The 23,422-nt window shown below is 73.4% G+C and carries 22 protein-coding genes; 14 read left to right on the plus strand and 8 right to left on the minus strand.

Annotation, left to right across the window (positions count from 1 at the left end; translation table 11 throughout):
- On the minus strand, positions 1–1,140 hold the full coding sequence (locus HNR19_RS15540; RefSeq protein ID WP_179668761.1) for an epoxide hydrolase family protein: 1,140 nt from the start codon (positions 1,138–1,140) through the stop codon (positions 1–3).
- A gap of 111 nt (positions 1,141–1,251) precedes the next feature.
- On the opposite strand from HNR19_RS15540, the gene HNR19_RS15545 reads away from it, so the two are divergent.
- The 4 genes from HNR19_RS15545 to HNR19_RS15560 are packed head-to-tail and all read left to right on the plus strand — an operon-like array spanning position 1,252 to position 6,641.
- Positions 1,252–2,220, plus strand: a complete 969-nt coding sequence (locus HNR19_RS15545; protein WP_179668762.1) for a helix-turn-helix transcriptional regulator — start codon at positions 1,252–1,254, stop codon at positions 2,218–2,220.
- A 30-nt stretch (positions 2,221–2,250) separates the two neighbouring features.
- Positions 2,251–3,792, plus strand: a complete 1,542-nt coding sequence (locus tag HNR19_RS23600) for an Ig-like domain repeat protein (protein WP_179668763.1) — start codon at positions 2,251–2,253, stop codon at positions 3,790–3,792.
- A 52-nt stretch (positions 3,793–3,844) separates the two neighbouring features.
- On the plus strand, positions 3,845–5,509 hold the full coding sequence (locus HNR19_RS15555) for a DUF885 domain-containing protein (protein WP_179668764.1): 1,665 nt from the start codon (positions 3,845–3,847) through the stop codon (positions 5,507–5,509).
- Positions 5,510–5,552: 43 nt separating this feature from the next.
- The gene (locus HNR19_RS15560; protein ID WP_343047218.1) at positions 5,553–6,641 is read left to right on the plus strand and encodes a DNA glycosylase AlkZ-like family protein; all 1,089 of its coding nucleotides are present in this window, start codon (positions 5,553–5,555) and stop codon (positions 6,639–6,641) included.
- Between the two features lie 113 nt (positions 6,642–6,754).
- Here HNR19_RS15560 and HNR19_RS15565 read toward each other — a convergent pair whose 3' ends face one another.
- On the minus strand, positions 6,755–7,594 hold the full coding sequence (locus HNR19_RS15565; protein WP_343047220.1) for an MOSC domain-containing protein: 840 nt from the start codon (positions 7,592–7,594) through the stop codon (positions 6,755–6,757).
- A 32-nt stretch (positions 7,595–7,626) separates the two neighbouring features.
- Here HNR19_RS15565 and HNR19_RS15570 point away from each other — a divergent pair, with 32 nt between their 5' ends.
- Positions 7,627–7,971: a hypothetical protein gene (locus tag HNR19_RS15570; protein ID WP_179668766.1), complete on the plus strand. Its 345-nt coding sequence runs from the start codon at positions 7,627–7,629 to the stop codon at positions 7,969–7,971.
- Between the two features lie 77 nt (positions 7,972–8,048).
- A complete protein-coding gene (locus HNR19_RS15575) occupies positions 8,049–8,666 on the plus strand; it encodes a Maf family protein (protein ID WP_343047221.1) in 618 nt (205 codons plus the stop codon).
- Here the strand turns inward: HNR19_RS15575 and HNR19_RS15580 are convergent.
- Both HNR19_RS15580 and HNR19_RS15585 read right to left on the minus strand, forming a co-directional pair.
- Positions 8,657–9,385 carry a glutamine amidotransferase gene (locus HNR19_RS15580; RefSeq protein WP_179668768.1) on the minus strand — a complete coding sequence of 243 codons (729 nt, stop codon included), beginning with the start codon at positions 9,383–9,385 and terminating at the stop codon, positions 8,657–8,659. The genes HNR19_RS15575 and HNR19_RS15580 overlap by 10 nt on opposite strands.
- A 19-nt stretch (positions 9,386–9,404) precedes the next feature.
- A complete protein-coding gene (locus HNR19_RS15585) occupies positions 9,405–10,598 on the minus strand; it encodes an acyl-CoA dehydrogenase family protein (protein ID WP_179668769.1) in 1,194 nt (397 codons plus the stop codon).
- 93 nt (positions 10,599–10,691) lie between these two features.
- Here HNR19_RS15585 and HNR19_RS15590 point away from each other — a divergent pair, with 93 nt between their 5' ends.
- From HNR19_RS15590 to HNR19_RS15605, 4 genes are all read left to right on the plus strand, one after another.
- Positions 10,692–12,482, plus strand: a complete 1,791-nt coding sequence (locus HNR19_RS15590; protein ID WP_179668770.1) for an ATP-binding protein — start codon at positions 10,692–10,694, stop codon at positions 12,480–12,482.
- 159 nt (positions 12,483–12,641) lie between these two features.
- Complete coding sequence (locus HNR19_RS15595) at positions 12,642–14,759, plus strand: EAL domain-containing protein (protein WP_179668771.1); 2,118 nt, start codon at positions 12,642–12,644, stop codon at positions 14,757–14,759.
- 15 nt (positions 14,760–14,774) lie between these two features.
- Positions 14,775–15,257 (plus strand): PH domain-containing protein, encoded by a 483-nt coding sequence (locus HNR19_RS15600; RefSeq protein WP_343047223.1) that lies wholly within the window; start codon positions 14,775–14,777, stop codon positions 15,255–15,257.
- Positions 15,254–16,705 (plus strand): PH domain-containing protein, encoded by a 1,452-nt coding sequence (locus tag HNR19_RS15605; protein ID WP_179668772.1) that lies wholly within the window; start codon positions 15,254–15,256, stop codon positions 16,703–16,705. The genes HNR19_RS15600 and HNR19_RS15605 overlap by 4 nt, the downstream gene beginning before the upstream one ends.
- On the opposite strand, the gene HNR19_RS15610 is transcribed toward HNR19_RS15605, so the two are convergent.
- A complete protein-coding gene (locus tag HNR19_RS15610; protein ID WP_179668773.1) occupies positions 16,695–17,393 on the minus strand; it encodes a TetR/AcrR family transcriptional regulator in 699 nt (232 codons plus the stop codon). The genes HNR19_RS15605 and HNR19_RS15610 overlap by 11 nt on opposite strands.
- Before the next feature lie 123 nt (positions 17,394–17,516).
- Here HNR19_RS15610 and HNR19_RS15615 point away from each other — a divergent pair, with 123 nt between their 5' ends.
- Positions 17,517–18,443: an NAD-dependent epimerase/dehydratase family protein gene (locus HNR19_RS15615; protein WP_179668774.1), complete on the plus strand. Its 927-nt coding sequence runs from the start codon at positions 17,517–17,519 to the stop codon at positions 18,441–18,443.
- Positions 18,444–18,457: 14 nt separating this feature from the next.
- Here the strand turns inward: HNR19_RS15615 and HNR19_RS15620 are convergent, their stop codons facing one another.
- Entirely contained in the window at positions 18,458–19,084 is a 627-nt protein-coding gene (locus HNR19_RS15620; RefSeq protein ID WP_179668775.1) for a TetR/AcrR family transcriptional regulator, read from the minus strand.
- A gap of 72 nt (positions 19,085–19,156) precedes the next feature.
- Here HNR19_RS15620 and HNR19_RS15625 point away from each other — a divergent pair, with 72 nt between their 5' ends.
- The gene (locus tag HNR19_RS15625) at positions 19,157–20,560 is read left to right on the plus strand and encodes an MFS transporter (RefSeq protein ID WP_179668776.1); all 1,404 of its coding nucleotides are present in this window, start codon (positions 19,157–19,159) and stop codon (positions 20,558–20,560) included.
- Between the two features lie 94 nt (positions 20,561–20,654).
- The gene (locus HNR19_RS15630) at positions 20,655–21,041 is read left to right on the plus strand and encodes a type II toxin-antitoxin system PemK/MazF family toxin (RefSeq protein ID WP_179668777.1); all 387 of its coding nucleotides are present in this window, start codon (positions 20,655–20,657) and stop codon (positions 21,039–21,041) included.
- Positions 21,042–21,044: 3 nt separating this feature from the next.
- Here HNR19_RS15630 and HNR19_RS15635 read toward each other — a convergent pair whose 3' ends face one another.
- Entirely contained in the window at positions 21,045–22,499 is a 1,455-nt protein-coding gene (locus HNR19_RS15635; protein ID WP_343047224.1) for an aminotransferase-like domain-containing protein, read from the minus strand.
- Positions 22,500–22,578: 79 nt separating this feature from the next.
- On the opposite strand from HNR19_RS15635, the gene HNR19_RS15640 reads away from it, so the two are divergent.
- Positions 22,579–23,235 (plus strand): LysE family translocator, encoded by a 657-nt coding sequence (locus tag HNR19_RS15640; RefSeq protein ID WP_179668779.1) that lies wholly within the window; start codon positions 22,579–22,581, stop codon positions 23,233–23,235.
- A gap of 31 nt (positions 23,236–23,266) precedes the next feature.
- On the opposite strand, the gene HNR19_RS22385 is transcribed toward HNR19_RS15640, so the two are convergent.
- Positions 23,267–23,419, minus strand: a complete 153-nt coding sequence (locus HNR19_RS22385; protein WP_218910279.1) for a TetR/AcrR family transcriptional regulator C-terminal ligand-binding domain-containing protein — start codon at positions 23,417–23,419, stop codon at positions 23,267–23,269.
- Positions 23,420–23,422 lie beyond the last annotated feature (3 nt).

The raw sequence follows: 23,422 nt of genomic DNA on the forward strand, positions 1-23,422 counted from the left end.
TCAGGCGAAGAACTTCCGCAGGTCCTCGACGACGAGCTCCGGGACCTCCAGCGCGGCGTAGTGCCCGCCGCGGTCGTACTCCGTCCAGTGCTGGATGTTGGCGTTGTCGCGCTCGGCGAACGCGCGGATCGTCTGGAAGTCGTCCTTGAACACGACCACGCCGATCCGGCCCTGGCTGACGACCGGCTCGACGCCGGTCCGCTGCTCCTCGTAGTGGTAGCGGGCGGCCGAGGCGTAGGTGTTGGTGAGCCAGTAGAGGCTCGCCTGGGCGATCACCTGCTCGGGCGTGACCAGGCTGGTGCCGTTGCCGAAGCTCTCGAACAGCTCGCTGTAGGCAAGCGTCCCGACCGGCGAGTCGGCCAACGCGGCGCCGATGGTCTGCGGACGGCTGCCGTTCATGGCGTTGTAGCCGCCGACGCCCTGGAACCACTGCAGGTGCGCGAGCGCGGCGTACTCCCTCGGGCCGAAGTCGTCCATCTCGCCCTCCGCGCCGGTCGGGAACGAGAAGAGCTGGAGCACGTGCGCGCCGCGGAAGCCCTGGGGGTCGAGGACGGCGAGCTCCCGGCTCACCAGCGCGCCGCCGTCGCTGCCGTGGATGCCGTAGGAGTCGTAGCCGAGCCGGCGCATCAGCGCGTCGTAGGTGCGTGCGATCCGCGCCATGGTCCACGGCCCCTCGGCGACAGGCGTCGAGAACCCGAAGCCCGGCATCGACGGGATCACGACGTGGAAGGCGTCGGCCTCCGTGCCGCCGTGCGCCACCGGGTCGGTGAGCGGGGCGATCATCTCGAGGAACTCCGTGAACGAGCCCGGGTAGGTGTGCGCGAGCAGGAGCGGCGTCGCGTCCCCGACCTCGGAGCGCACGTGCACGAAGTGGACGGTCTGGCCGTCGATGTCGGTCACGAAGTTGGGGTGCGCGTTGATCCGCGCCTCCTCCGCGCGCCAGTCGAACTGCTGCCAGCGGCCGACCATGTCGCGCAGGTAGGACTCCGGGGTGCCGTAGTCCCACGAGTCGCCGGGCGCGGCCGGGGCGAAGCGGGTGTTGGCGAGGCGGGCCTGGAGGTCGTCGAGCTGGGCCTGCGGGACCTCGACGGTGAAGGGGCGGATCTCGGTGCTGATCTCGGTGCTGGGCTGGGTGTTCATGGCTTCTCCTTGGTGGGTTTCCGACCTGGTGAAGACCACGTTAAGAAGGGTTCCGGAACGCTTCTTTCCGTTATTCTGGACGGGTTCCGACTTTCTTCGAGAGGTACGTCGATGGCCGCCACCTCCGCCCGGCTGCTCGCCCTGCTGGGGCTCCTCCAGAGCCGCAGCGACTGGTCCGGCGCCGAGCTCGCGGAGCGACTCGACGTCACCGACCGGACCGTCCGCAACGACGTCGCACGCCTGCGCGAGCTCGGCTACCCCGTCCACGCGGTCCGGGGCCCGGGCGGCCGCTACCGGCTCGGCGCGGGGGCCAAGCTGCCGCCGCTCCTGCTCGACGACGACGAGGCCGTGGCCGTCGCGGTCGGCCTCCGCGCCTCCACCGGCATGGCCGGCTTCGAGGAGGCCGGCGCCCGGGCGCTGGCCAAGCTCGACCAGGTGCTGCCGACCCGGCTCGGGCGCCAGGTCGCGGCGCTGCGCTCCGGATCGAGCGCCGGCCCCAACACCGACGGGTCGCTGCCCGACCGGCCGGTCGCGCCCGAGCTGCTGACGACGCTGGCAGCCGCGATCCGCGACCACGACGGGCTGCGCTGCCGCTACCAGGACGAGCCGCTGCGGCTCGAGCCCTACCACCTGGTGTCGTGGCAGCGGCGGTGGTACCTCGTCGCTCGCGACCCCGACAGCGGCCGCTGGGCGCCGTACCGCGTGGACTGGCTGGAGCTCCGCACGCCGGGCGACCGCCGGTTCACGCCGACGGAGTTCCCCGGCGACATGACCGAGTTCGTGGTGCGCGAGGTGGCCCGCACCGGGTGGGCCGTCCACGCCCGGTTGGTGATCGAGGCGCCGGCCGAGGAGGTCGTGGCGCGGATCAACCCCGCCGTCGGCACCGTGGAGCCGCTGCCCGACGGCCGGTCGGTGCTGGTGACCGGCGGCGACAGCCTGGAGATCGTCTCCGTGTGGATCGGGATGCTCGGCATCGACTTCACCGTCGAGTCGCCGGCCGCCCTGGTCGACCACCTCGCCGTGCTGGCGCGTCGCTACACGCGCGCCGCTCAGGTCGCGGAGGTCGCGGCCGATTCCTGAGGCGGAGTTCCCCGTCTCGAGGAGGGCCAGGTGCGGATCGTCGCTGCCGGCATCGCGCTGCTCGCGGCCGCCCTGGCCGCGCCGGCGCCCACGGCACCGGACCCTGCGGAACCGGCGCCGCCGGTCGCCTACGCCGAGCCCTCACCGTCGCGGCCCGCGCGCGTCGCCGCTCCGGGCGAACCGGTGGCGCCACTCGACGAGACGTTCGCGCTGCACAGCCGGCCCGGCGCGACCAGGACGATCTTCATCGACTTCGACGGTGCCCGGGTCGCGGCCACCGCCTGGAACGTCGTCAAGCTGCTCCTCGACGGCACCCATCCCGCGTGGGACCCCGGCTCCGACGGCCCGGCGTTCAACGCCGAGGAGCGCACGCTGGTGCAGGACGTGTGGCGCCGGGTCGCGGAGGACTTCGCGCCGTACGACGTCGACGTGACCACCGAGGACCCGGGCGACCTCGGCAACCGGGGCGTGCGCGCGCTGGTCACGCCGAGCCAGGGCGCGATGAGCGTGCTCTGCGGCAGCTGCTCGGGCATCGCCTACATCAACGTCTTCGGCCGGACCTACTACGACCCGGCCTGGGTGTTCGCGCAGCGGCTCTTCGACGACCCGTCGTACGTCGCCGAGGCGGTCAGCCACGAGGTCGGCCACAACCTCGGGCTGCGTCACGACGGCACCGCGGAGCTCGCGTACTACGCGGGGCACGGCGACTGGGCGCCGATCATGGGCGCGGCGTTCGGCAAGGACGTCACGCAGTGGAGCCGCGGGTCCTACGCCGGCGCGAGCAACACCGAGGACGACCTCTCGATCATCGGCTCGGTGCTCGGCTACCGGGCCGACGAGTCGGGCGGCGAGGTCGCCGCCGCCGTACCTCTCGGGGACGGCACCGGCTTCGTCACGACCGCCACCGACGCGGACACCTACCGGCTGCCCGCCTGCACCGGACCGACCACGATCACCGCCGAGCCGGCGGAGACCGGGGCCAACCTGGACCTCCGTCTCGACCTGCTCGACGCGGGCGGCTCCGTGGTGGCGACCGACGAGCCTGCCGGGCCGGGCGCGGCCGTGACCGCCGACCTCACCGCCGACCCGTGGTTCGTGCGCGTCGACGGCGCGGGCGAGGGCACCTGGCTGACCGGGTACGACGACTACGCCAGCGTCGGCGCCTACCGGATCACCGTCGCGGGCTGCGCCGGCGGCATCGAACCGCCGCCGAACGACACACCGACCGGGACGCCGACGGAGACGCCGGTGGAGCCGGACCCGGTGGCGGAGACCGACCCGCTCGCCACGCGGACCCGGCTGTCGCTGCCCACGCGCGCCATGCGCGGAAGCCGGCCGTGGGTGCTGGTCCGCGTCAGCGAGAGCGACACCGGCGACGAGGTCGGCGGGACCGTACGGCTGGCCGTCGGCGGCCGGACCGTCGGCACGGCGACCGTGGACCTCGGCACCGCCCGGATCCGGCTCCCCCGTCTCACCCGCGTCGGCCGAGCGACGGTCACGGCGACGTACGCCGGCTCCGCCGACCTCGCGCGCTCGCGGGCCGTGCGGACGATCCGCGTCGTCCGCCGCTGACGACTCGAATCCCGGAGGCGAACTGTGGGTCGGCTCACATAGGGTCCTCGCCATGACCCGCCCCGTGGACTCCAGGACCGACCAGTTCGTCGACGACGTGGCCACCAGCGACCCGCTGGCCGCGACGGCGATCGGCATCCCCGGCTATGACCACCTGCTGCCCGACTTCTCCCCCGACGGCTTCGCCGCGCGCGAGGAGCTGGTGCGGTCCGCCGTGCGCGACGTCGAGGCGCTCGAGCCCAGCGACGAGCGCGAGACCGTCGCGCGCGACGCGTTCCTCGAGCGCAACCGGCTCGAGCTGGAGAAGATCGACGCCGGCCTGGCGCGGCACGAGGTGTCCGTGATCGCGGGTGCCTCGCAGGAGCTGCGTGAGGCGTTCGACCTGATGGGCACCGACACCGCCGAGGAGTGGGAGGCGATCGACGCCCGCCTCGCGGGCATCCCGGCCGCGCTCGACGCCTACCGCGCCACGCTCCTCGAGGAGGCGGCCGCCGGGCGGGTCGTCGCGCGCCGGCAGTACGTCGAGCACGCCAAGCAGATCCAGGGCTGGACCCGCGCCGGTGCCGGCAACTACTTCACCGACCTCGCCGCGAAGGCGCCCGAGGGCGTGCGCGACCAGGTGCTCGCCCGCGCGGAGGGCGCGTCCGCGGCGTACGCCGAGTTCGCGAGCTTCCTCGAGAGCGACCTCGCGCCGCGCGGCAAGGACACCGACGGCGTCGGCCGCGAGCACTACGCGCTCGCGTCGCGGTTCTTCCTCGGGGCGGCCGTCGACCTCGAGGAGACCTATGCGTGGGGCTGGGAGGAGCTCAAGCGCATCGAGGACGACATGGCCGCGACCGCGCAGCGGATCACGCCGGGCGGCTCGGTCGAGGACGCCGTCAAGGTGCTCGACGCCGACCCCGCCCGCGACTGCGGCAGCCGCGAGGCGTTCCAGGAGTGGATGCAGGAGAAGTCCGACCGGATCCTCGCCGACTTCAACGGCGTCCACTTCGACATCGCCGAGCCGATCCGCAACCTCGCCTGCAAGGTCGCGCCGGTCAACGACGGCGGCGCCTGGTACACGCCGCCGTCCGAGGACCTCTCGCGGCCCGGCACGATGTGGTTCTCGTTCACCGACGACCACGAGATCTACTCGGCCTGGCGCGAGACGACCACGGTCTTCCACGAGGGCGTGCCCGGCCACCACCTCCAGTGCGCGCAGGCCGTCTACCGCGCCGATCTGCTCAACCGCTGGCAGCGCCTGCTGTGCTGGGTGAGCGGCCACGGCGAGGGCTGGGCGCTCTACTCCGAGCGGCTGATGGACGAGCTCGGCTACTTCGACGACCCGGGCGACCGGCTCGGTTTCCTCGACATGCAGGGCTTCCGCGCGGCGCGGGTGATCGTCGACATCGGCGTCCACCTCGGGCTGACGATCCCGAAGGACAACCCGTTCGGCTGGCGACCGGGCGAGGTCTGGAACGCCGAGCTCGTCTACGAGTTCATGCGCGCCCACTCACGGATGGACGACGGGTCGCTGCGGTTCGAGGTCAACCGCTACCTCGGGTGGCCCGGCCAGGCGCCGTCCTACAAGGTCGGCGAGCGGATCTGGCTGGAGGCCCGCGCCGAGGCGACCGCGCGCGCCGGCACCTCGTTCGACCTGAAGGCGTTCCACACCGCCGCGCTCGACCTCGGCGCCCTCGGCCTCGACCCGCTGAAGGCGGCGCTGGCACGACTGTGATGTCGAGTCGGCGTTGTCGGCGCGCCGTCGTAGGTTCCTGCTCGTGCTGGAGCTGAGCCGGGAGGACGCGCGCCGGATCGCGGTGCGGGCGCAGCTGCTCGACGCCTACCGGCCGCCGTCGCTGGTGGCGATGGTCGACCACCTGACCGTGCTGCAGATCGACCCGACCGCCGCGATCGCCCCCAACGTCGACCTGGTGTCGTGGTCGCGCCTCGGAGACGGCTACGAGCCGTCGGACCTGCGGTTCGCCCTCGAGGAGGAGCGCTCGCTCGTCGAGCACGGCTCCTACGTGCGGCCGATGGACGACGTCGTCCTCGCGCTGGCGACGGTGAAGGACTGGGGCCGCTACGACCGTGCGATGCGCTGGATCGAGGCCAACGCGGCGTTCCGGGCCGACGTGCTCGCCCGGCTGCGCGGCGAGGGTCCGCTGACCGCCTCCGAGATCCCCGACACCGCGGCCGAGCCCTGGGAGTCGACGGGCTGGACCAACGACAAGAACGTCGTGCTCATGCTCGAGTTCCTGATGATGCTCGGCGACGTCGCGATCGCCGGGCGGAAGGGCAAGCTGCGCCGGTGGGACCTCGCCGAGCGGGTCTACCCCGCCGACCTCGAGGTCCCGTCGTACGACGACGCGCGGGCCGAGCTGGTGGGCCGGCGGCTCTCGTCGCTCGGCATCGCGCGGGCCAAGCCGGCCGCGCAGTTCGCGGAGATCGTCGAGATCGGCGACGTGGGTGTCGAGGCGCGGGTCGAGGGATCGCCCGGCACCTGGCGGGTCGACCCCGATGCCGCCGCCGCGCTGGACGAGCCCTTCGAGGGCCGGACCGCATTCCTCTCCCCGTTCGACCGGCTCGTCTACGACCGCGACCGGGCGCTCGACCTCTTCGACTTCGAGTACGTGCTGGAGATGTACAAGCCCGCCGCCAAGCGCCGCTGGGGCTACTTCGCCCTGCCGATCCTCCACGGCGACCGGCTCGTCGGGAAGCTCGACGCGAAGGCCGACCGGAAGGCCGGCGTGCTCCGGGTCAACGCGATCCACGAGGACTTCCCTTGGGAGCCTGCCATCGGCGACGCCGTCGAGGCGGAGGTCGAGGCGCTCGCCGCGTGGCTCGGGATGGAGGTCGCGCGGGGCTGACCCGGCAGGGTCGAGTGCCCGAGACCGCGTCCACGCGGGTTCTCAGGCCCACGACCCGTCTCCGGTGATTGAGGTGCGAGGCCGCTCGCGGCCGAGCCTCGAAACCTCCGGCGTTACCGCGGCGGCCCGTCCGACTCCTCGGCGTCGAGCACCTCGACCTCGTCCCCCGTCTGCACGACGACACCGGGCGTGTCCGGGATCAGGTTCATCCCGAACCACGTCTTCCCGTCCCACCGCCGGTGCCGCGCCAGCGTCGCGATCGGCTCCATGCCGCGCTCCGCGGTCGAAGGATCGGTCGTCGTCATGACGCACCGGTCGCAGCCCTTCACCGCGCGGAAGACCGCGTCGCCGATCCGCACCCGGCGCCAGCCGTCCTCCTCGAACGCGCGGCCTCCGCTGACCACGACATTGGGCCGGAAGCGCGCCATCCCCAGCGGACCCTCGGCGGAGAGCGGACCCTCGGCGATCCAGTCGTTCAGTTGCGCCAGCGACTCCTCGGTGGTCAGCAGCAGCGGGTAGGCGTCGGCGAACGATGCCGAGTCGTCGGGGCGGCTGAACCGCGGGTCGAGCTGTCGCCGGGACGGGTCGTCCGCATAGACGAGCCGGACGGCGAGCCCGAGGTAGTCGGTCAGCCACGCGTGCGCGTCGTCGACCGCCAGCGAGCCGGCATACGGCGCGTTGCTGTGGACCTGCACCTTGGTGTCCGCGTCGCCGGGCGCGAGGATCGAGAGCGGCGCCATCCCGGGGCCGGCGAGCTCCAGCCCGCGGTCGGTCAGCCGCGGCGTGAGCAGCAGCATCCTCGGCAGCTCCCGTGCAGTGACGCTGCGCCCGTCGCCGTCGACGACCATCCACCGGCGATCGCCCGCCAGCCCCCACGGCTCGACCGCCGCCTCCGCGAGCTCCTCGCCGCGCATGGACTTCACCGGATAGCGACGGATCGAGGCAAGCTGCACTCGCGGCACGCTAGTCGGTGCGACGATCTGCCATGCAGTCATTTACGGCGACCGATGCGCCGAGGCGGCGCGCTCAGCGCATCGCCGGCTGGACGATCTTCACCCTTGCGGTGGTCTGCGCTATGGCCGCGTGGTGGATGCTCTCCGCCTACTTCTTCGTACTCAAGTGCGACGAGAGCTGCGGCGGCAGCGACCCGGACCACTGGGAGTACACAGCGCAGGCGATCTGGGTAGGCGCGGCCAGTGCGACCGCACTCGCCGGGATCTTCCTCGGCATCCGAGGTCGCCTCCATACCTTCGCCCTGCTGTTCAGCCTGGCCGTGACAGCGGCGGTCGCCTGGCTCTACTGGGCGTGGTCGGGCGGCTTCCAGGGATGACGCGCTCGCGTCGCTGTCACCCGTACGACCCACGACGGCGACGGAAGGTTGCCCCCACTTCGTTATCGTCTCGCGGCGTGACGACCTTCGTGCTCGCGTCCGCGTCCCCGGCCCGTCTCAAGACCCTCCGGTCGGCCGGGCTGGACCCGACGGTGATCGTGTCCGGCGTCGACGAGTCGCAGGCCGACGGGTTGCCGCCGTTCGAGCTGGCGCTCCAGCTCGCCGAGCTCAAGTGCGCGGCCGTCGCCGCCCGCGACGAGGTGCCCGGAGACGCGCTGGTGCTCGGGTGCGACTCGGTGCTCGAGCTCGACGGCGAGGCGCTGGGCAAGCCGGGCGACCCGGCGGAGGCGGTACGGCGCTGGCAGGCGATGCGCGGGCGCTCGGGCGTGCTGCTCACCGGCCACTGCCTCCGAGACATGGCCACCGGCCGGGTGGCCGCCGCCACGGCGTCGACCACGGTCCACTTCGCCGACGTCACCGACGAGGAGATCGAGGCGTACGTCGCCACCGGCGAGCCGTTGTGGGTGGCCGGGGCGTTCACCGTCGACAGCCTGGGCGGGGCGTTCGTCGCGGGCATCGAGGGCGACCACCACAACGTGGTCGGCGTCAGCCTGCCGCTGCTCCGCGACCTGGTGATCGAGCTCGGCCACTCGTGGACCTCGCTCTGGGCGGCCCGGGACGACGCTCAGGCGTAGCGCTCGACGAATGCCTTGAGGATCCGCTCCGGCTCGGTGACGCTCGCCTGCCGCGCGGCAGCCTTGATCGCGTCCGCCTCGCTCGGGACGAAGTAGCCGTAGTCGCGGTAGACGTCGATGCGCATGCAGATCCCGTCGACGTCCAGCTCGGGGTGGAACTGGGTGGCGTAGACGTTGCGACCCAGGCGGAACGCCTGGACCGGGCAACCTGTCGACGACGCCAGGAGCACGGCCGACCGCGGCAGCACCGTCACCGCCTCCTTGTGGCCGAGGAACACGTCGAACGACGGCGGCAGCGCGCCGAACACCGGGTCCGCGCGCCCCTCGTCCGTGAGCGTCACCCGCACCGCGCCGATCGGCTCGCCGTAGGTGCGGTCGACGACGCCGCCGTCGCGGATGCCGAGGATCCCGACGCCGTAGCAGCAGCCCAGGAACGGCAGGTCCCGCGCGACCACCTCATCGGCGAGCGCGGAGAGCTCGGCCTCCGCCCGCAGCTGGACGGCGGACTTCAACGCCGGCGGGTCGCTCATGTTGAACGGCCCGCCGCCGACGATGACCCCGGCGTAGTCGGCCAGGTCAATCGGAGGCAGCGGGTCCTGCTCGAGCCTGATCCGGCGTACCTGCGACTCGCCCAGGCCGGAGCAGGCCAGCACCGCGCCGTACTCGCCGTCGGCAGCCTCGTCCTCGGCGCGGGTGCCGAGGAACAGGAAGGGCCTCACGGCCCCGAGCCTGTCACGTCTACTCGACGGGCAGGCCCAATCCGCGCGCGATGAGCATCCGCTGCACCTCGGACGTGCCCTCGCCGATCTCGAGGATCTTCGCGTCACGGTAGAAGCGCGCGACGGCGTACTCCTCCATGAAGCCGTAGCCGCCGAAGACCTGGGTCGCGATCCGGGTCGCGGTGACCGCGGACTCCGACGTGTAGAGCTTGGCGACCGACGCGGCCTGCTTGAAGGCCTTCATCGGGGCACCGGAGTCCTTCATCGCAGCGGCGCGGTAGGTGAGCAGCCGCGACGCGTGCAGCATCACCTCGAGGTCGGCGATCTGGAACGCCACCCCCTGCTTGCGCCCGATCGGCCCGCCCATCGTCTGCCGGTCTCCGGCGTACTCGACGCACAGCTCCAGGCACGCCTGGATCAGGCCGACCGCGAGCGCCGAGATCGCGACGCGGCCGTCGTCGAGCGTGGCGAGGAACTGCGCGTAGCCGCGGCCGCGCTCGCCGAGCAGGTTGCCCTCCGGCACCCGGCAGTCCTGGAACGTCAGCGGGTGGGTGTCCGAGATGTGCCAGCCGAGCTTGTCGTACGCCGGCTCCGCGGTGAATCCAGGCGTGCCGGACGGAACGATGATCGTGCTGATCTCCGGCTTGCCCGACTCCGAGACGCCCGTCCTGGCGGTGACCGTCACGAGCGAGGTGATCGACGAGCCGGAGTTGGTGATGAACTGCTTGCCGCCGTTGATCACCCACTCGCCGGTCGAGGCGTCGAGCTCGGCCTTGGTGCGCGTCGCGCCCGCGTCGGACCCGGCGCCCGGCTCGGTCAGCCCGAAGCCGGCGAGCCGCTGCCCGCTGACGAGGTCGGGCAGCCACTGCTCCTTCTGAGCGTCGGTGCCGTAGGTGAGGATCGGGTTGATGCCGAGGCCGACGCCGGCCTCGAGGGTGATGCCCATCGACTGGTCGACGCGGCCGAGCTCCTCGATCGCCAGGCAGAGCGACGTGAACGGGCCGTCCTCCGGCGAGAGGCCCGCGCCGCCGTACTCCTCCGGCGCGATCAGCCCGAAGAGCCCGAGGTCGCCCATCTTCTGCACGACGTCGGTCGGGAAGTGGTGGTCCTTGTCCCACTGCGCGACGTGGGGCGCGATCTCGGCCTCCGCGAACTCGCGGACGGTGCGGCGGAAGTCCTCGTGGTCGCGGGACAGCTCGAACGACGTGGTCATGGTCACGCATCCTAGTCCGTGAGGTTAGCGATTGTTAACCTCGCACTCCCCCTACACTCCGAACGTCGTACCGCAGCCCGACGAGGAGACCCCGTGCCCGACATCAAGCCGTTGCAGAAGGTCCTGATCGCCAATCGTGGCGAAATCGCGGTCCGCGTGATCCGCGCCTGCAAGGACGCCGGCATCGGCAGCGTGGCGGTCTACGCCGAGCCCGACCGCGACGCGCTGTTCGTGCGGATGGCCGACGAGGCCTACTCCCTCAACGGCTCCACGCCGGGTGACTCCTACCTGGTGATCGAGAAGATCATCGACGTCGCGAAGCAGTCCGGCGCCGACTCGGTCCACCCGGGTTACGGCTTCCTCGCCGAGAACGCCAACTTCGCCCAGGCCGTCATCGACGCGGGCCTGACCTGGATCGGTCCGTCGCCCGAGGCGATCGACGCCCTCGGCGACAAGGCCAAGGCCAAGCACATCGCCGAGCGCGCCAACGCGCCGCTCGCGCCGGGCACCAAGGACCCGGTCAAGGACGCCGACGAGGTCGTCGCGTTCGCCAACGAGCACGGCCTGCCGGTCGCCATCAAGGCGGTGTACGGCGGCGGCGGCCGCGGCCTCAAGGTCGCCCGCACGCTCGAGGAGATCCCCGACGCCTACGAGGCGGCTGTCCGCGAGGCCGTCGGCGCGTTCGGCCGCGGCGAGTGCCTGGTCGAGAAGTTCCTCGACAAGCCGCGCCACGTCGAGACCCAGTGCCTGGCCGACCAGCACGGCAACGTCGTGGTGGTCTCCACCCGCGACTGCTCGCTCCAGCGCCGCCACCAGAAGCTGGTCGAGGAGGCGCCCGCGCCGTTCCTCACCGACGAGCAGAACAAGCGCCTCTACGAGTCTTCCAAGGCGATCCTGCGCGAGGCCGGCTACGTCGGCGCCGGGACGTGCGAGTTCCTCGTCGCCGCCGACGGCACCATCTCCTTCCTCGAGGTCAACACGCGCCTCCAGGTCGAGCACTGCGTCTCCGAGGAGGTCACCGGCATCGACCTCGTGCGCGAGATGTTCCGCATCGCCGCGGGCGAGGAGCTCGGCTACGACGACCCCGAGATCAAGGGGCACTCGATCGAGTACCGCATCAACGCCGAGGACGGCGGCAACAACTTCATGCCCGCCCCCGGCACCCTCACCGCGTGGAACCCGCCGCAGGGCCCGGGCGTCCGCGTCGACGGCGGCTACGAGAACGGGCAGACCATCCCGGGCTCGTTCGACTCCCTCATCGCCAAGCTGATCGTCACCGGCAAGGACCGCACCCAGGCGATCGAGCGTTCGCGCCGCGCCCTCTCGGAGTTCGAGGTCGACGGCATGCCGACCGCGATCACCTTCCACGAGGTCATCGTCAACGACCCCGCCTGGGTCGCCGCGTCCAACCCGACCGGCGAGGGCTCCTTCGACGTCTACACCACCTGGATCGAGACCGACTTCAACAACACGATCACCCCGTACGGCGGCGCGCCCGGCCAGCCCGACGAGGACGCTGGCGAGCGGCAGAAGGTCGTCGTCGAGGTCGGCGGCAAGCGCCTCGAGGTCGTCATCCCGGCGGGCCTCGGTGGTCTGTCGGCCGGCCCGGCCGCAGGCGGGGCGAAGAAGCCCAAGCGCTCCGGCGGCAAGAAGGCCGGCGCCGCCGCGTCGGGCGACTCGGTCACCAGCCCGATGCAGGGCACCATCGTCAAGGTCGTCGTCGAGGAGGGCCAGGAGGTCGCCGAGGGCGACGCCGTGGTCGTCATCGAGGCCATGAAGATGGAGCAGCCCCTCAAGGCCCACAAGGCCGGCACCGTCACCGGCCTCAAGGCCGAGGTCGGCGCCACCGTCGGCAACGGCGAAGTGATCTGCGAGATCAAGTAGCCGAAGGGTCTCGATACGACCTCGCCTAGCGGCTCGGTCTACTCGACCACCCTGAGCGCCAGGGTGGTCGAGTAGCCCGAGCGCCCTGGCGCTCGGGCGTATCGAGACCTCCTCAGGTCCCGCTCCCCCTCGCCGATCACACGATCGGCGGGAGGGGACATGAGCATTCGGAACGGCTTCGGCGCGCGCGGCGCTCACGTCGCGCTCGCCGTCGGCATGGCGTCCGCCCTCGGCTACCTCGCCACGCTGCAGACTGGCCTCTCCTCGCTGGTCTACCTGACCGTGGCCACCTTCGGCACGGCGCTGTCGTTCATCGGCGCGTCCTGGATGCCGCCAGCGCGCCGGCGGATCTGGTGGGCGTTCGCGTTCGGACAGGCGTCCTTCCTCTGCGGTGACGTGATCTGGCTGTCCTACGACTCGTTCCTCGGCGGCGTACCGGACCCGTCCGCGGCCGACATCGGCTACCTCGCCTGCTACCCGCTCCTGGCGCTGGGGATGCTGTGGCTCATCCGGGGCCGCCGGCACGGTCGCGACCGCGCCGCGTTCCTCGACGCCTCGATCGTCACCAGCGGCGTCACCGTGGTCGGCGCGGTCTTCCTCGTCGCGCCCGCCGCGGGGAGCGGCGCCGGGCTCTGGGGCCAGGTCGTCGCCGGGTCCTACCCGGCGTTCGACCTGCTCGTCCTGGCGCTGGCCGTGCGCCTGCTCACCGGCGGCCTCGTCCGCAACCCGTCCCTGTGGGCGCTCCTCGCCGCGATCGCGCTGCTCCTGGTCGCCGACATGTTCTACCTCCAGGACGTGGTCACCGGGGTCGCCTACGAGGGCTGGGTGGACTCCGCCTTCCTCGCGTCCTACGTGCTCCTCGGCTTCGCCGCCGTCCACCCGTCGGCCCACACGCTCTCGGAGCCCGCCCCCGACCGGGCGAACCGCGCCGGAGCCGGGCGCATCATCTGGCTGGGCGTCGCCCTGGTCCTCGCGCCCGTGACCGGTCAGGTCGCGCACCTGCGCGGTTACGAGCACGGCGAGTGGGTCGCCCTGTTCGGTGGGTTCGTCGTCGCCGCGCTCGTCGTGGCGCGCCTTGTCGACCTCGTGCACGAGCTCAAGGTCAAGGCCGTCCAGCTCGCGGCCCTGGCGCGCCGGGACGGACTGACGGGCGTGCCGAACCGGCGTACCTGGGACCACGAGCTCTCGCGCGCCTGCGCTCTCGCCCGCGACCGGGACGTCCCGCTGCACGCGGCCATCCTCGACTTCGACCACTTCAAGGCCTACAACGACCACCACGGCCACCTCGCCGGCGACCGGGTGCTGAAGGCGACCTCGGCCGCCTGGGACGCGGCCCTGCCCGCCGAAGGCCTGCTCGCGCGGTTCGGCGGCGAGGAGTTCGCGGTGCTGCTCCCGGGGATGGAGCCGGAGGAGGCCGAACGGGTCCTGCAGCGGCTGCGCCGGATCGTGACCCACGGCCAGACCTGCTCGATCGGCATGGCGACCTGGCACCCCTCGGAGGACCCGGCCGGGCTGGTGGCCCGCGCCGACGAGGCGCTCTACGAGGCGAAGACCCGCGGCCGGGACCGGGTCGCCGTGCACGACGGCGTCGACGTCACCGTCGCGACCGGCGCGACCCACCACGACCCGGCGCTCGACACGATCCGCACGGTGTTCCAGCCGATCGTCGACCTCCCGTCGGGCGACGTCGTCGCCTACGAGGCCCTCAGCCGCTTCGACGGCGTCGACCCGCGGGAGATTTTCGAGCGCGCGGCCCGCGAGGGCACCGCGGGGGCCGTGGAGGCGCTCGCCATCCGGACCGCCCTCGACGCCTGGGACAAGGAGCACCACCTCGCGCTCAACGTCAGCCTGTCGGCGCTCGCCAGCGACGAGGTCCGGGCCGCCCTGCCGGAGGAGCTCCACGGCGTCATCCTCGAGCTCACGGAGGCGGACCTCGTCGACTACTCGCACGCGCTGATGCTCACCCTCGAGGACCTCCGCACCCGGGGCGCGCTGGTGGCGATCGACGACTTCGGCGTCGGGTTCTCCAACGTGCACCGGATCCTGACGATCCAGCCCGACCTGATCAAGCTGGACATGTCGCTGATCCGCGGGATCGACCGCGACGCGATGCGGCAGGCCGTGATCACCGCCAGCCTGGTGTTCGCACGCCAGACCGACTCGCGGGTCGTGGCGGAGGGCATCGAGACGCCCGAGGAGCGGGACTGGCTGGCCCACCACGGCGTCGAGCTCGGCCAGGGCTACCTCCTCGGCCACCCGGTCGCGCATCCGGCCTGACCGTAGGGTCGGGGCGTGACCGACCTGCGTGACCCGGCCCACCGCGTCGCCCCCCGGGCTCGCACGATGTGGCGCGTCGAGTGCGCGCTCGGCGCCGTGGTCCCGCTCGTCGCGCTGCTCGTCGCCGCCCTCACCTGGCGCGAGTACGGCGCCCGCTGGCTGGTCGTCGGCGCGGCCGCGATCGTCGCGGCGGCGTACGTCCTGGTCGTCCCGCACTGGCGCTACCTCGTGCACCGCTGGGAGATCACCGAGACGGCCGTCTACACCCAGCGCGGCTGGTGGGCGCGCGAACGGCGGATCGCGCCGATGTCGCGCGTGCAGACCGTCGACCTCGCACAGGGTCCGCTCGCGCGGCTGTTCGGGCTCGCGACGCTGACGGTCACGACGGCCTCCGCCGCCGGTGCCCTGAAGATCGACGGCCTCGACCACACCACCGCGGTCGGACTGGTCGACCAGTTGACCGTGCAGGCCGAGGCGGCCGGGGGCGACGCCACGTGACCGATATCGGCGACGTCGGGGGCGGCACCGACGGCGCCGGCGGGACCGACTGGCAGCGGCTCGACCCGCGGATGCTGCTGGTCCATCCCGTCACCGAGCTGCGCACCATGTTCTTCCCCCTGCTGGGCGCGGTCGTGTTCGGCGTCAGCCAGGGCTTCCCGCTCCTCGGCGTCGCGCTCGTCGGGCTGCCCGTCCTGACGGGCGTCGCGCGCTACCTCACCACCGCCTACCGCATCGCCGACGGCAGGATCGAGCTCCGGCGCGGCCTCCTCAACCGGACGCGACTCTCGACTCCGCTCGACCGGGTGCGCACCGTGGACCTCACCGCCTCCGTGGTGCACCGGCTGCTCGGGCTGACCACGGTCACCATCGGCACCGGCAGCGTCGACGAGGACCGGCTCTCCCTCGACGCCCTGGCCCACGAGCAGGGGCGCCAGCTCCGGTCGCGCCTCCTCGCCGACCGGGCACCCGACGACCACGAGCTCGCGCCGCCGCCGCCCGCCGCCGAGTTCGAGACCCGCTGGGTCCGCTACGCGCCCTTCACCAGCCTGGGCCTGGTCGCGTTCGGCGGCGTGGTGGGCGCCGTGGCCCAGGTGACCAGCGAGCTCGAGCTGCGCATCGACGTCCGCGACCTCGGCGTCCCGGAGCCGGTCCTGGTCATCGGCGCGATCGTCGGGCTGGCCGCCCTCGTGCTGGCGATGACGCTGGCCGCCTACCTCGTCACCTACTGGCGGTTCACGCTCCGGCGCGACGCCGACACCTGGCACCTGAGCCGCGGCCTGCTCACCACCCGGGAGACGTCGATCGACGTCGAGCGCCTGGCCGGTGTCGCCGTCGCCGAGCCGCCCGGCCTGCGGCTCGCCCGCGGCGCCCGGCTGTCGGCGATCGTCACCGGCCTCGACCGCAGGCAGAGCGGCTCCGAGACGCTGGTTCCGCCCGCCCCGGCCGACGTCGTACGCCGCGCCGCCGCGACCGTGCTCGGCACGGACGATCCCCTGGCGGCCGACCTGGTCGGGCACGGCCCGCTCGCCACGCGGCGGCGGTGGGTGCGCGCCCTCGGTCCTGCGGCCCTGGTGGCGGCGGTGCCGGTCGCGGCGGTCGCGTCCGGTGCGTCCCCGTGGCTGCTGGTCCCGGCCGCCCTCGTGCTCGCCGTCGCCGCCGCGCTGGCCGCCGACCGGGCGCGCTCCCTCGGGCACGCCCTCGTCGGCCGCCACCTGGTGGCTCGGTCGGGGTCGCTGCTGCGCGACCGCACGGTCCTCGCGACCGACCACGTCATCGGGTGGACGCTGCGCGACACCTGGTTCCAGCGGCGCGCGGGCCTGGTGACGCTCGCGGCCACGACGGCCGGAGGCGGCGGCGCCGTAATCGTCCTCGACGTGCCGTCGGCCACGGCCGTCGAGCTCGCCGACGCCGCGACGCCCGACCTCGTCGCTCAGTTCATGCGCTGAAGCCGGCGTCGTCGGCCAGCGCGTCGAGGTGGCGCTCGAACAGCGCCTCCGGGTCGCCGAGACCGTCGGGCCCGTACTGGCCGAACACCTCGAAGCTGACGCAGCCGAACATCGCCGCCCACGCGAGCACGCCGCGCGCGATCGCGGCGTCCGGCAGGTCGTTGGCGAACTGCTCGCGCACACCCTCGAGCCCCCTCGCGAGCGCCGCGCCGGGCTTCGGGGCGTCGGGCACGGTGAGGGCGCCGTCGGCGTGCGCCGCCGCGGCGATGTCGAGCAGCGTGCGCGCCACCCGGGTGCCCGGCACCGTCGTCTGCTCCTCGGGCGCCGCGTAGCCGGGCACGGGGGCGCCGTAGAGCAGCGCGTACATCGCCGGCTCCGCGAGCGCCCAGCGGCGTACGGCCCTCCCCACCGTGAGGAACCGCTCGCGGTGCGCGCCCTCGGGGACCTTCGCGACGGCGTCGTCGACGGCGTCGCCCAGCTCGCTGTAGCCCTCGACGAGCAGCATCGTGAGCAGCTCGTCGCGGCTCGCGACGTAGCGGTAGACCGCCGACGACACGACCCCGAGGTCGCGGGCGACCGCGCGCAGGGACAGCGCGGCGGCGCCGTGCTGGGCGAGGTGCTCGCGTCCGATCCGGGCGATGTCGCGCATGGTCTGCGCCCGGGCGCGGGCTCGGGGGGTGTCACTCATGCCGCGATCCTAGATCATCCGTCGCAAAAGTGAGCACTGCTCTTGCTTTTCGGTTCCTGCGGTGTCATCCTCGATTTCGAGAGCACCGCTCTCGCTTTCTCCCTTCTCACGCAAGGACTCCTCATGAACCAGCTCCACGTCGTCACCGGCGCCGGCCCCGTCGGCAGCACCGTCGCCCTCCAGCTCGCCGACCGGGGCCACCAGGTCCGGCTCCTCACCCGCAGCGGCAGCGGCCCCGACCACCCGCTCGTCGAGCGACGCCGCGTCGACGTCTCGCGGCCCGACGAGCTCGACGCGGCGTTCGCCGGCGCCGCCGCCGTCTACCACTGCATCCACGCCTCGGCGTACGACGCCGCGGCCTGGCGGCGCGAGCTGCCCGCCGCCGAGCGGGTCGTCCTCGAGGCCGCGGGCCGCGCGGGCGCGGTGGTCGTGTTCCCCGAGAGCCTCTACGCCTTCGGCGTCGTCGACGGGCCGATCACCGAGGACACACCGCGCGACGCCGTCGGCGGCAAGCCGGGCGTCCGCACCGACCTGCTCCGCGCCCGGGCGGCGTCGCCGACGCCGACGGTGAGCGTCGTGGCGTCGGACTTCTACGGCCCGCGGGTCCGCACCTCGCACGCTGGCGAGCGGGTCGTGCCCAACGTGCTGAAGGGCAAGGCCATCCGGGTGATCGGCAGCCCCGACCTCCCCCACGCGTTCACCTACGTGCCCGACCTGGCCGCCGCGATGATCAAGGCCGCCGCCACTCCGGAGCTGTGGGACACCGTGCTCCACGCCCCGACCCCCGCCGCACCGACCCAGCGGGAGCTCGTCGCCGCGTTCGCGGCCGCGGCCGGAGTGGCGACGCCCGCCGTCGGCAGGCTGCCGATGGGCCTGATGCGGGCCGTCGGCCTGGTGCACCGCGGCACCCGCGAGCTGCTCGAGATGAGCTTCCAGTTCACGGCGCCGTTCGTCATGGACTCCTCGCGCAGCGAGCGGCTGCTCGGGCTCGCCCCGACGCCGATCGACGTCGCCGCGAAGGAGACGGTCGCGTGGTGGCAGACGCAGTGACCGCTCGGGCGCGGTCAGCCGGTGGTCGCTGACTCCACCGGCGCCGCGCCCAGCGTGGCGTGCATCGCGGAGAGGCAGCGCCGCGCCACGTCGATGTCGCCGTGCAGCTGCCGGGCCCGCTTGGTGCCGTCGGCGAGCGCCTCGAGCACGAACGCGACCTGCTCCGCGTCGGTGCCGGCGGGCAGGTCACCGTCGTCGATCGCCTGCCGGATGTCGCGCAGGAGGGTACGGCGCCAGCGGCCCAGGACGGTGACGAGCGCGTCGTGCACCGGCCCCGCCTGCGCGCCGTACTCCATGCTCGTCAGCGCGAGGAAGCAGCCGCCGGGGAACGGCGGGTCGCCCAGGTAGGCGACCCAGCTCCGGCAGATCGCGAGCAGGCGCGGGAGGCCCGGCGCCTCCTCCTCGACCGGCGCCCAGACCGCCTCGCGGAACATCCCGGCCGCCAGGTCGATCGTCGCCAGCTGGAGCGCCTCCTTCGAGCCGAACTGGCCGATGACCCCGGCCTTGCTCATCCCGAGGTCGGTCGCGAGCCGGCCGATCGTGACGCCGCCCAGGCCCTCGACCGAGGCGATGTCGGCGGCCCGGCGCAGGACCAGGCGTCGGGTCTCACGAGCATCGGAGTCGGAGCGACGGCCAGCCATGTCCGAGATCTTAGCGAACGTTCGGTCGCCAAATCTATTGACGACCGAACGATCGTATTCTTAAATGGCGACATGACCTCCTCGTCCCTCACCGCGCCGCCCCCGGCCGCCACCGGGAGCCGGGCCCGGACCGCGCTCCTGCTCGCCTCGGGCGGCACCTTCCTCAGCTTCCTCGACGCCACCGTCACCAACCTCGCCGTGCCGCCGATCGGAGCGGAGTTCGACCTGAGCATCACCAGCCTCGCGTGGGTGGTGACGGCGTACGCCATCCCGTTCGCGGCGCTGCTCGCGCCCGCCGGCGCGATCGCGGACGCGGTCGGCCGGGTGCGGCTCTACCTCGGCGGCCTCACCCTCTTCACGATCGCCTCGCTCGTCGCGACCGTCGCGCCGAGCTTCGAGGTGCTGGTCGGGGCGCGAGCGGCGCAGGGCGTCGGCGCGGCGCTGCTGGTGCCGGCCTCGCTCGGCCTCCTGCTGGCCGAGATCCCGGCCGAGCGACGGCAGGCGGCGATCGGGGCGTGGAGCGCGGTCGGCGCCCTCGCCGCCGGCATCGGCCCGGTGCTGGGCGGCGTCGGCGTCGAGTGGTTCGACTGGCGGGTGCTGTTCGTCGTCAACGTGCCCGTCGGGCTCGCACTCCTGTGGGTGGGTCGCAGCATGGTCGCCGGCGAGACCCGCGGTGGCCGGGCACCCGAGCTGCTCGGCAGCCTGCTGCTCGCGGCCGCCGTCGCGGCAGCGGTCTATGCCGTCACCGAGGGCCCCGAGCGCGACTGGGACGGCTACGTCTGGGCCTGGGTCGGCGTCGCCGTGGTGGCGCTGCTCGCGGTCGTGGCCCGGTCCCGCCGGCACGAGCGGCCCGCGCTGCGGCTCGACCTCCTCCGCGGGCGGACGTTCGCGACCGCGACCGGCGTCTCCGTCGCGTACGGCGCGGTGCTGTACGGGACGATGCTCCTCGGCGTCCTCCTGCTCACCGGCCTGTGGGGCTACTCGGCGCTCGAGGCCGGCGCGGGGATGACGCCGTGCGCCATCGTGGTCGCCGTCGTCGGGATCGGCCTCGGCCGGCTCCCGCGCAAGCCCGCGGCGCGCACCCTGATCGTCTCCGGGCTGGTCCTGATCAGCCTGAGCACCGGCATCATCGCGCTGGCCCTCTCGTCGACCCCGGCGTTCTGGACGCTCTGGGTGCCGACCGGAGTGGTCCTCGGCGTCGGGATCGGGCTCGCGACCGTCGGCATCTCCAGCGCGGCCGCCCTGTCGGTGCAGCCGGTCCACTTCGCCGCCGCGACCGGGCTGGTCATGGCGGCCCGGCAGGTCGGCGGCGCCCTCGGCGTCGCCGGGCTGGCGGTGGTGCTCGCCAGCGCGGCCCCCGGCCCCGACGCCTACTCGTGGATCTACCTCGCCGCCGCCGTCGTACCGCTCCTCGCGGCCCTGGCCGCGCTCGGCATCCGCACGGCCACCCCACCGGCCTCCCCCTCCGCGGCGTAGGGCGCTCACGGGACCCCTCCCCTGCGTCGCCGGTGCCGAGTCGGCGCGTGATCACGCGCCGACTCGGCACTTCCGTGCCGCCTATGCTCCCCGCGTGAGCGATTACCGCCCCGAGGCCGACGGACAGCCCGACCCCGGCGAGGTGTGCTGGGCCTGGGTCCCCTACGAGGACGACCCCGCGCAGGGCAAGGACCGGCCGGTGCTGGTGATCGCCGAGGCCCGCGACGCCGACGGCGCGGTGGTGCTCGACTGCCTGGTGCTGACCAGCCAGGACCACGACCGCGACGCCGAGCAGGAGGCCCGAGCGGGCCGGCACTGGATGGACGTCGGCAGCGGCGGCTGGGACTCCTCGGGCCGGCCGAGCGAGGTCCGGCTCGACCGCTTGGTGCGGCTCCGGGCCGACGAGGTACGCCGCGAGGGCGCCGCGCTGGACGAGGCCATCTTCAACGCGGTGCTCGAGGCGCGCGCGGCGTACCTCTGAGCCTCAGGCCGAGGCCCCGGAGGTCTCCGCGTACGCCGCCGCGAGCCGGCGTACGGCCTCGGTCATCGTGGCGGCGTCGAACGTGAACGGCAGCCGCAGGTGGTCGTCCCACGCCCCGGTCGGGTCGGTCTCGCGGCCCGGCGTCACCTCGACCCCGTGGCGGAGCGCGACCCGCGCGAAGACCGACGCGTCGACGCCCGGCAGGCGGATCCAGAGCGCGGTGCCGCCGGCGGGCTCCTGCCACTCCCAGCCGGGCAGCTCCGAGCGCAGCAGGCCGGTGACGTGCTCGAGCCGCTCCCGCGCGACCGCGGTGCGGTCGGCGGACAGGTCGGCCAGGTCGTCGAGCAGCCGTCGGGCGATGGCCTGGTCGAGGAGCGGCGTGCCCATGTCGGCGCTGGCCTTGAGGTAGCCGAGCCGCTCGATGTCGCCGGCGCTCGCGCGGATCCAGCCGATCCGCAGGCCCGCCCACAGCGCCTTGGAGAGCGAGCCGGTCGCGAGGACCCGGCCGCCGGCGGGCGCGAACGCGGCCAGTGGTGGCGGCAGCTCACCGGAGTGGGTGACCGGCGTGGAGTAGGCGTTGTCCTCCACGACCGGCACGCCGAGGTCGGCCGCGACCTCCGCCACCTCGCGCCGCCGGGCGGCCGTCATCAGCGTCCCGGTCGGGTTGTGGAACGTCGGCATCACGAACAGCGCCGCGACCTCCTCGGCCGCGAGGGTGGCGCGCAGCGCGTCGGGCCGGATGCCGTGGTCGTCCATCGGCACCCCGACGATCCGCGCACCGAGAGCACTGAACGTGTCGAAGCACCCGGGCCAGCTCGGCGACTCCACCGCGACGGTGGCGCCGCGCTCGACGACGAGCTGGGAGATCAGCGTCATCGCCTGCTGCGTGCCGGTCGTGACGATCACCTGGTCAGGCGCGGTCGGCAGGCCGCTGTCGGCGTACGTCCTGGCCAGCGCCTCGCGCAGCGCCGGCAGGCCGCGCGGGCTGTAGCCCAGCTCGTCGAGCAGGCTCGGCAGGTCCTCCTCGACGACCGCCGCGGCCGCGGTGGCGATGCGCGGGTCGCCGGGCTCCAGCGCGTACCGCATCGAGATCAGGCTGTCCGGCGCGCTGTCGAAGCGGCGCACGGCCTCCGAGGAGAGGCCGCGCTGAAGCCGCTTCGTCACGGCCGCCGGCTCGCGGTCGATAGGCGCGGCCACCCGGGTGCCGCTCCCCTGTCGGCTCTCGACGAGCCCGCGACCGCGCAGCTCGTCGTACGCCGCCACGACCGTCGCGCGGCTCAGGTGCAGCGACCGGGCCAGGTCCCGCTCGGACGGCAGCCGGTCGCCGGAGACCAGCTCCCCGTCGCTCACCGCCCGCGCGAGCGCCGTCGCGAGCTGGCGGTAGAGCGCGCCCGACGCCGCCGACATCCAGTCGCCCAGCACGCGGGCCAGCACGTCGGGGTCGCGAAAACGGTCCACTTGCGCCTCCATTGGCCCGGGTCCGCCGGGCCGGCGGCACACAGGCTAGGGGAAAGCCCTCAACCGACGGAGAGAACCGATGAGCACCATCCTCGAACCCCACCAGCTGCTGGCCTTCGCCGCCGCGTCGGCGGTGCTCGTCGGCATGCCGGGGCCGAACATCGTCTACATCATCACGCGCAGCATGGCGCACGGCGTCCGCACCGGCGTCGTCTCCGTGCTCGGCGTCGAGACCGGCACGGCCGTCTACGCCATCGCGACGGCGCTCGGGCTGTCGGCCCTGATCGCCGCCAGCCCACTGGCGTTCAACGTGATCCGCTACCTCGGCGTCGGCTACCTGGTCTACCTCGCGATCCGCGAGCTGACCCGGCGCCGGCACGGCGCGGACAGCCCCGGCGATGAGCAGCCGGTGCGGCCCAGGAGGGTGTACGTCGACGGGCTGCTGATGAACCTGCTCAACCCGAAGGTGGCGCTGTTCTTCCTCGCGTTCCTGCCCCAGTTCCTGACCCCGGGCGCCACCGGCTCCGCGGCCCAGGCCGAGGTGCTCGCGCTCGGCGTGGTCACCGTCGTCGTCGCGCTGGTCATCGATCTCGGGTACGCCGTCGCCGGCGGGCTCGTCGGCCGCGCCCTCCGCGACCGGGTCTCGCGCGGCGGCGACTGGAAGCGGCGCCTCCCCGTCGCCGGGATCTACCTCGCCATCGCGGCGGCCGCGGCGACAACGGGCTCGAGCGCCTGACCGTGCCGGCGCGAGGCCGCAGGCGCGGCAGCTAGGCGAGGCCCTCGAACGCCAGCTGCAGCTGTCGCCTCGCGTCCTCGGGACGCACCGGTCGCGTCCGAAGGAGGAGCCGGTAGTAGATCGGCGCGTAGACGAGCTCGACCGCGTCGGCCGGGTCGACGTCGGCGCGGAGCTGGCCGGCCACCCT

This window comes from Nocardioides thalensis (genome assembly GCF_013410655.1).
In the GTDB taxonomy this organism is placed as follows: Bacteria; Actinomycetota; Actinomycetes; order Propionibacteriales; family Nocardioidaceae; genus Nocardioides; species Nocardioides thalensis.

What these genes read in the sequence shown, in the direction of transcription:
- HNR19_RS15595 (WP_179668771.1), top strand. Translation starts at nt 12,642, where the DNA reads ATGAGCATTCGGAACGGCTTCGGCGCGCGCGGCGCTCACGTCGCGCTC.
- HNR19_RS15555 (WP_179668764.1), top strand. Translation starts at nt 3,845, where the DNA reads ATGACCCGCCCCGTGGACTCCAGGACCGACCAGTTCGTCGACGACGTG.
- HNR19_RS15545 (WP_179668762.1), top strand. Translation starts at nt 1,252, where the DNA reads ATGGCCGCCACCTCCGCCCGGCTGCTCGCCCTGCTGGGGCTCCTCCAG.
- HNR19_RS15570 (WP_179668766.1), top strand. Translation starts at nt 7,627, where the DNA reads ATGCAGTCATTTACGGCGACCGATGCGCCGAGGCGGCGCGCTCAGCGC.
- HNR19_RS15585 (WP_179668769.1), bottom strand. Translation starts at nt 10,598, where the DNA reads ATGACCACGTCGTTCGAGCTGTCCCGCGACCACGAGGACTTCCGCCGC.
- HNR19_RS15615 (WP_179668774.1), top strand. Translation starts at nt 17,517, where the DNA reads ATGAACCAGCTCCACGTCGTCACCGGCGCCGGCCCCGTCGGCAGCACC.
- HNR19_RS15540 (WP_179668761.1), bottom strand. Translation starts at nt 1,140, where the DNA reads ATGAACACCCAGCCCAGCACCGAGATCAGCACCGAGATCCGCCCCTTC.
- HNR19_RS15625 (WP_179668776.1), top strand. Translation starts at nt 19,157, where the DNA reads ATGACCTCCTCGTCCCTCACCGCGCCGCCCCCGGCCGCCACCGGGAGC.
- HNR19_RS15620 (WP_179668775.1), bottom strand. Translation starts at nt 19,084, where the DNA reads ATGGCTGGCCGTCGCTCCGACTCCGATGCTCGTGAGACCCGACGCCTG.
- HNR19_RS15610 (WP_179668773.1), bottom strand. Translation starts at nt 17,393, where the DNA reads ATGAGTGACACCCCCCGAGCCCGCGCCCGGGCGCAGACCATGCGCGAC.
- HNR19_RS15640 (WP_179668779.1), top strand. Translation starts at nt 22,579, where the DNA reads ATGAGCACCATCCTCGAACCCCACCAGCTGCTGGCCTTCGCCGCCGCG.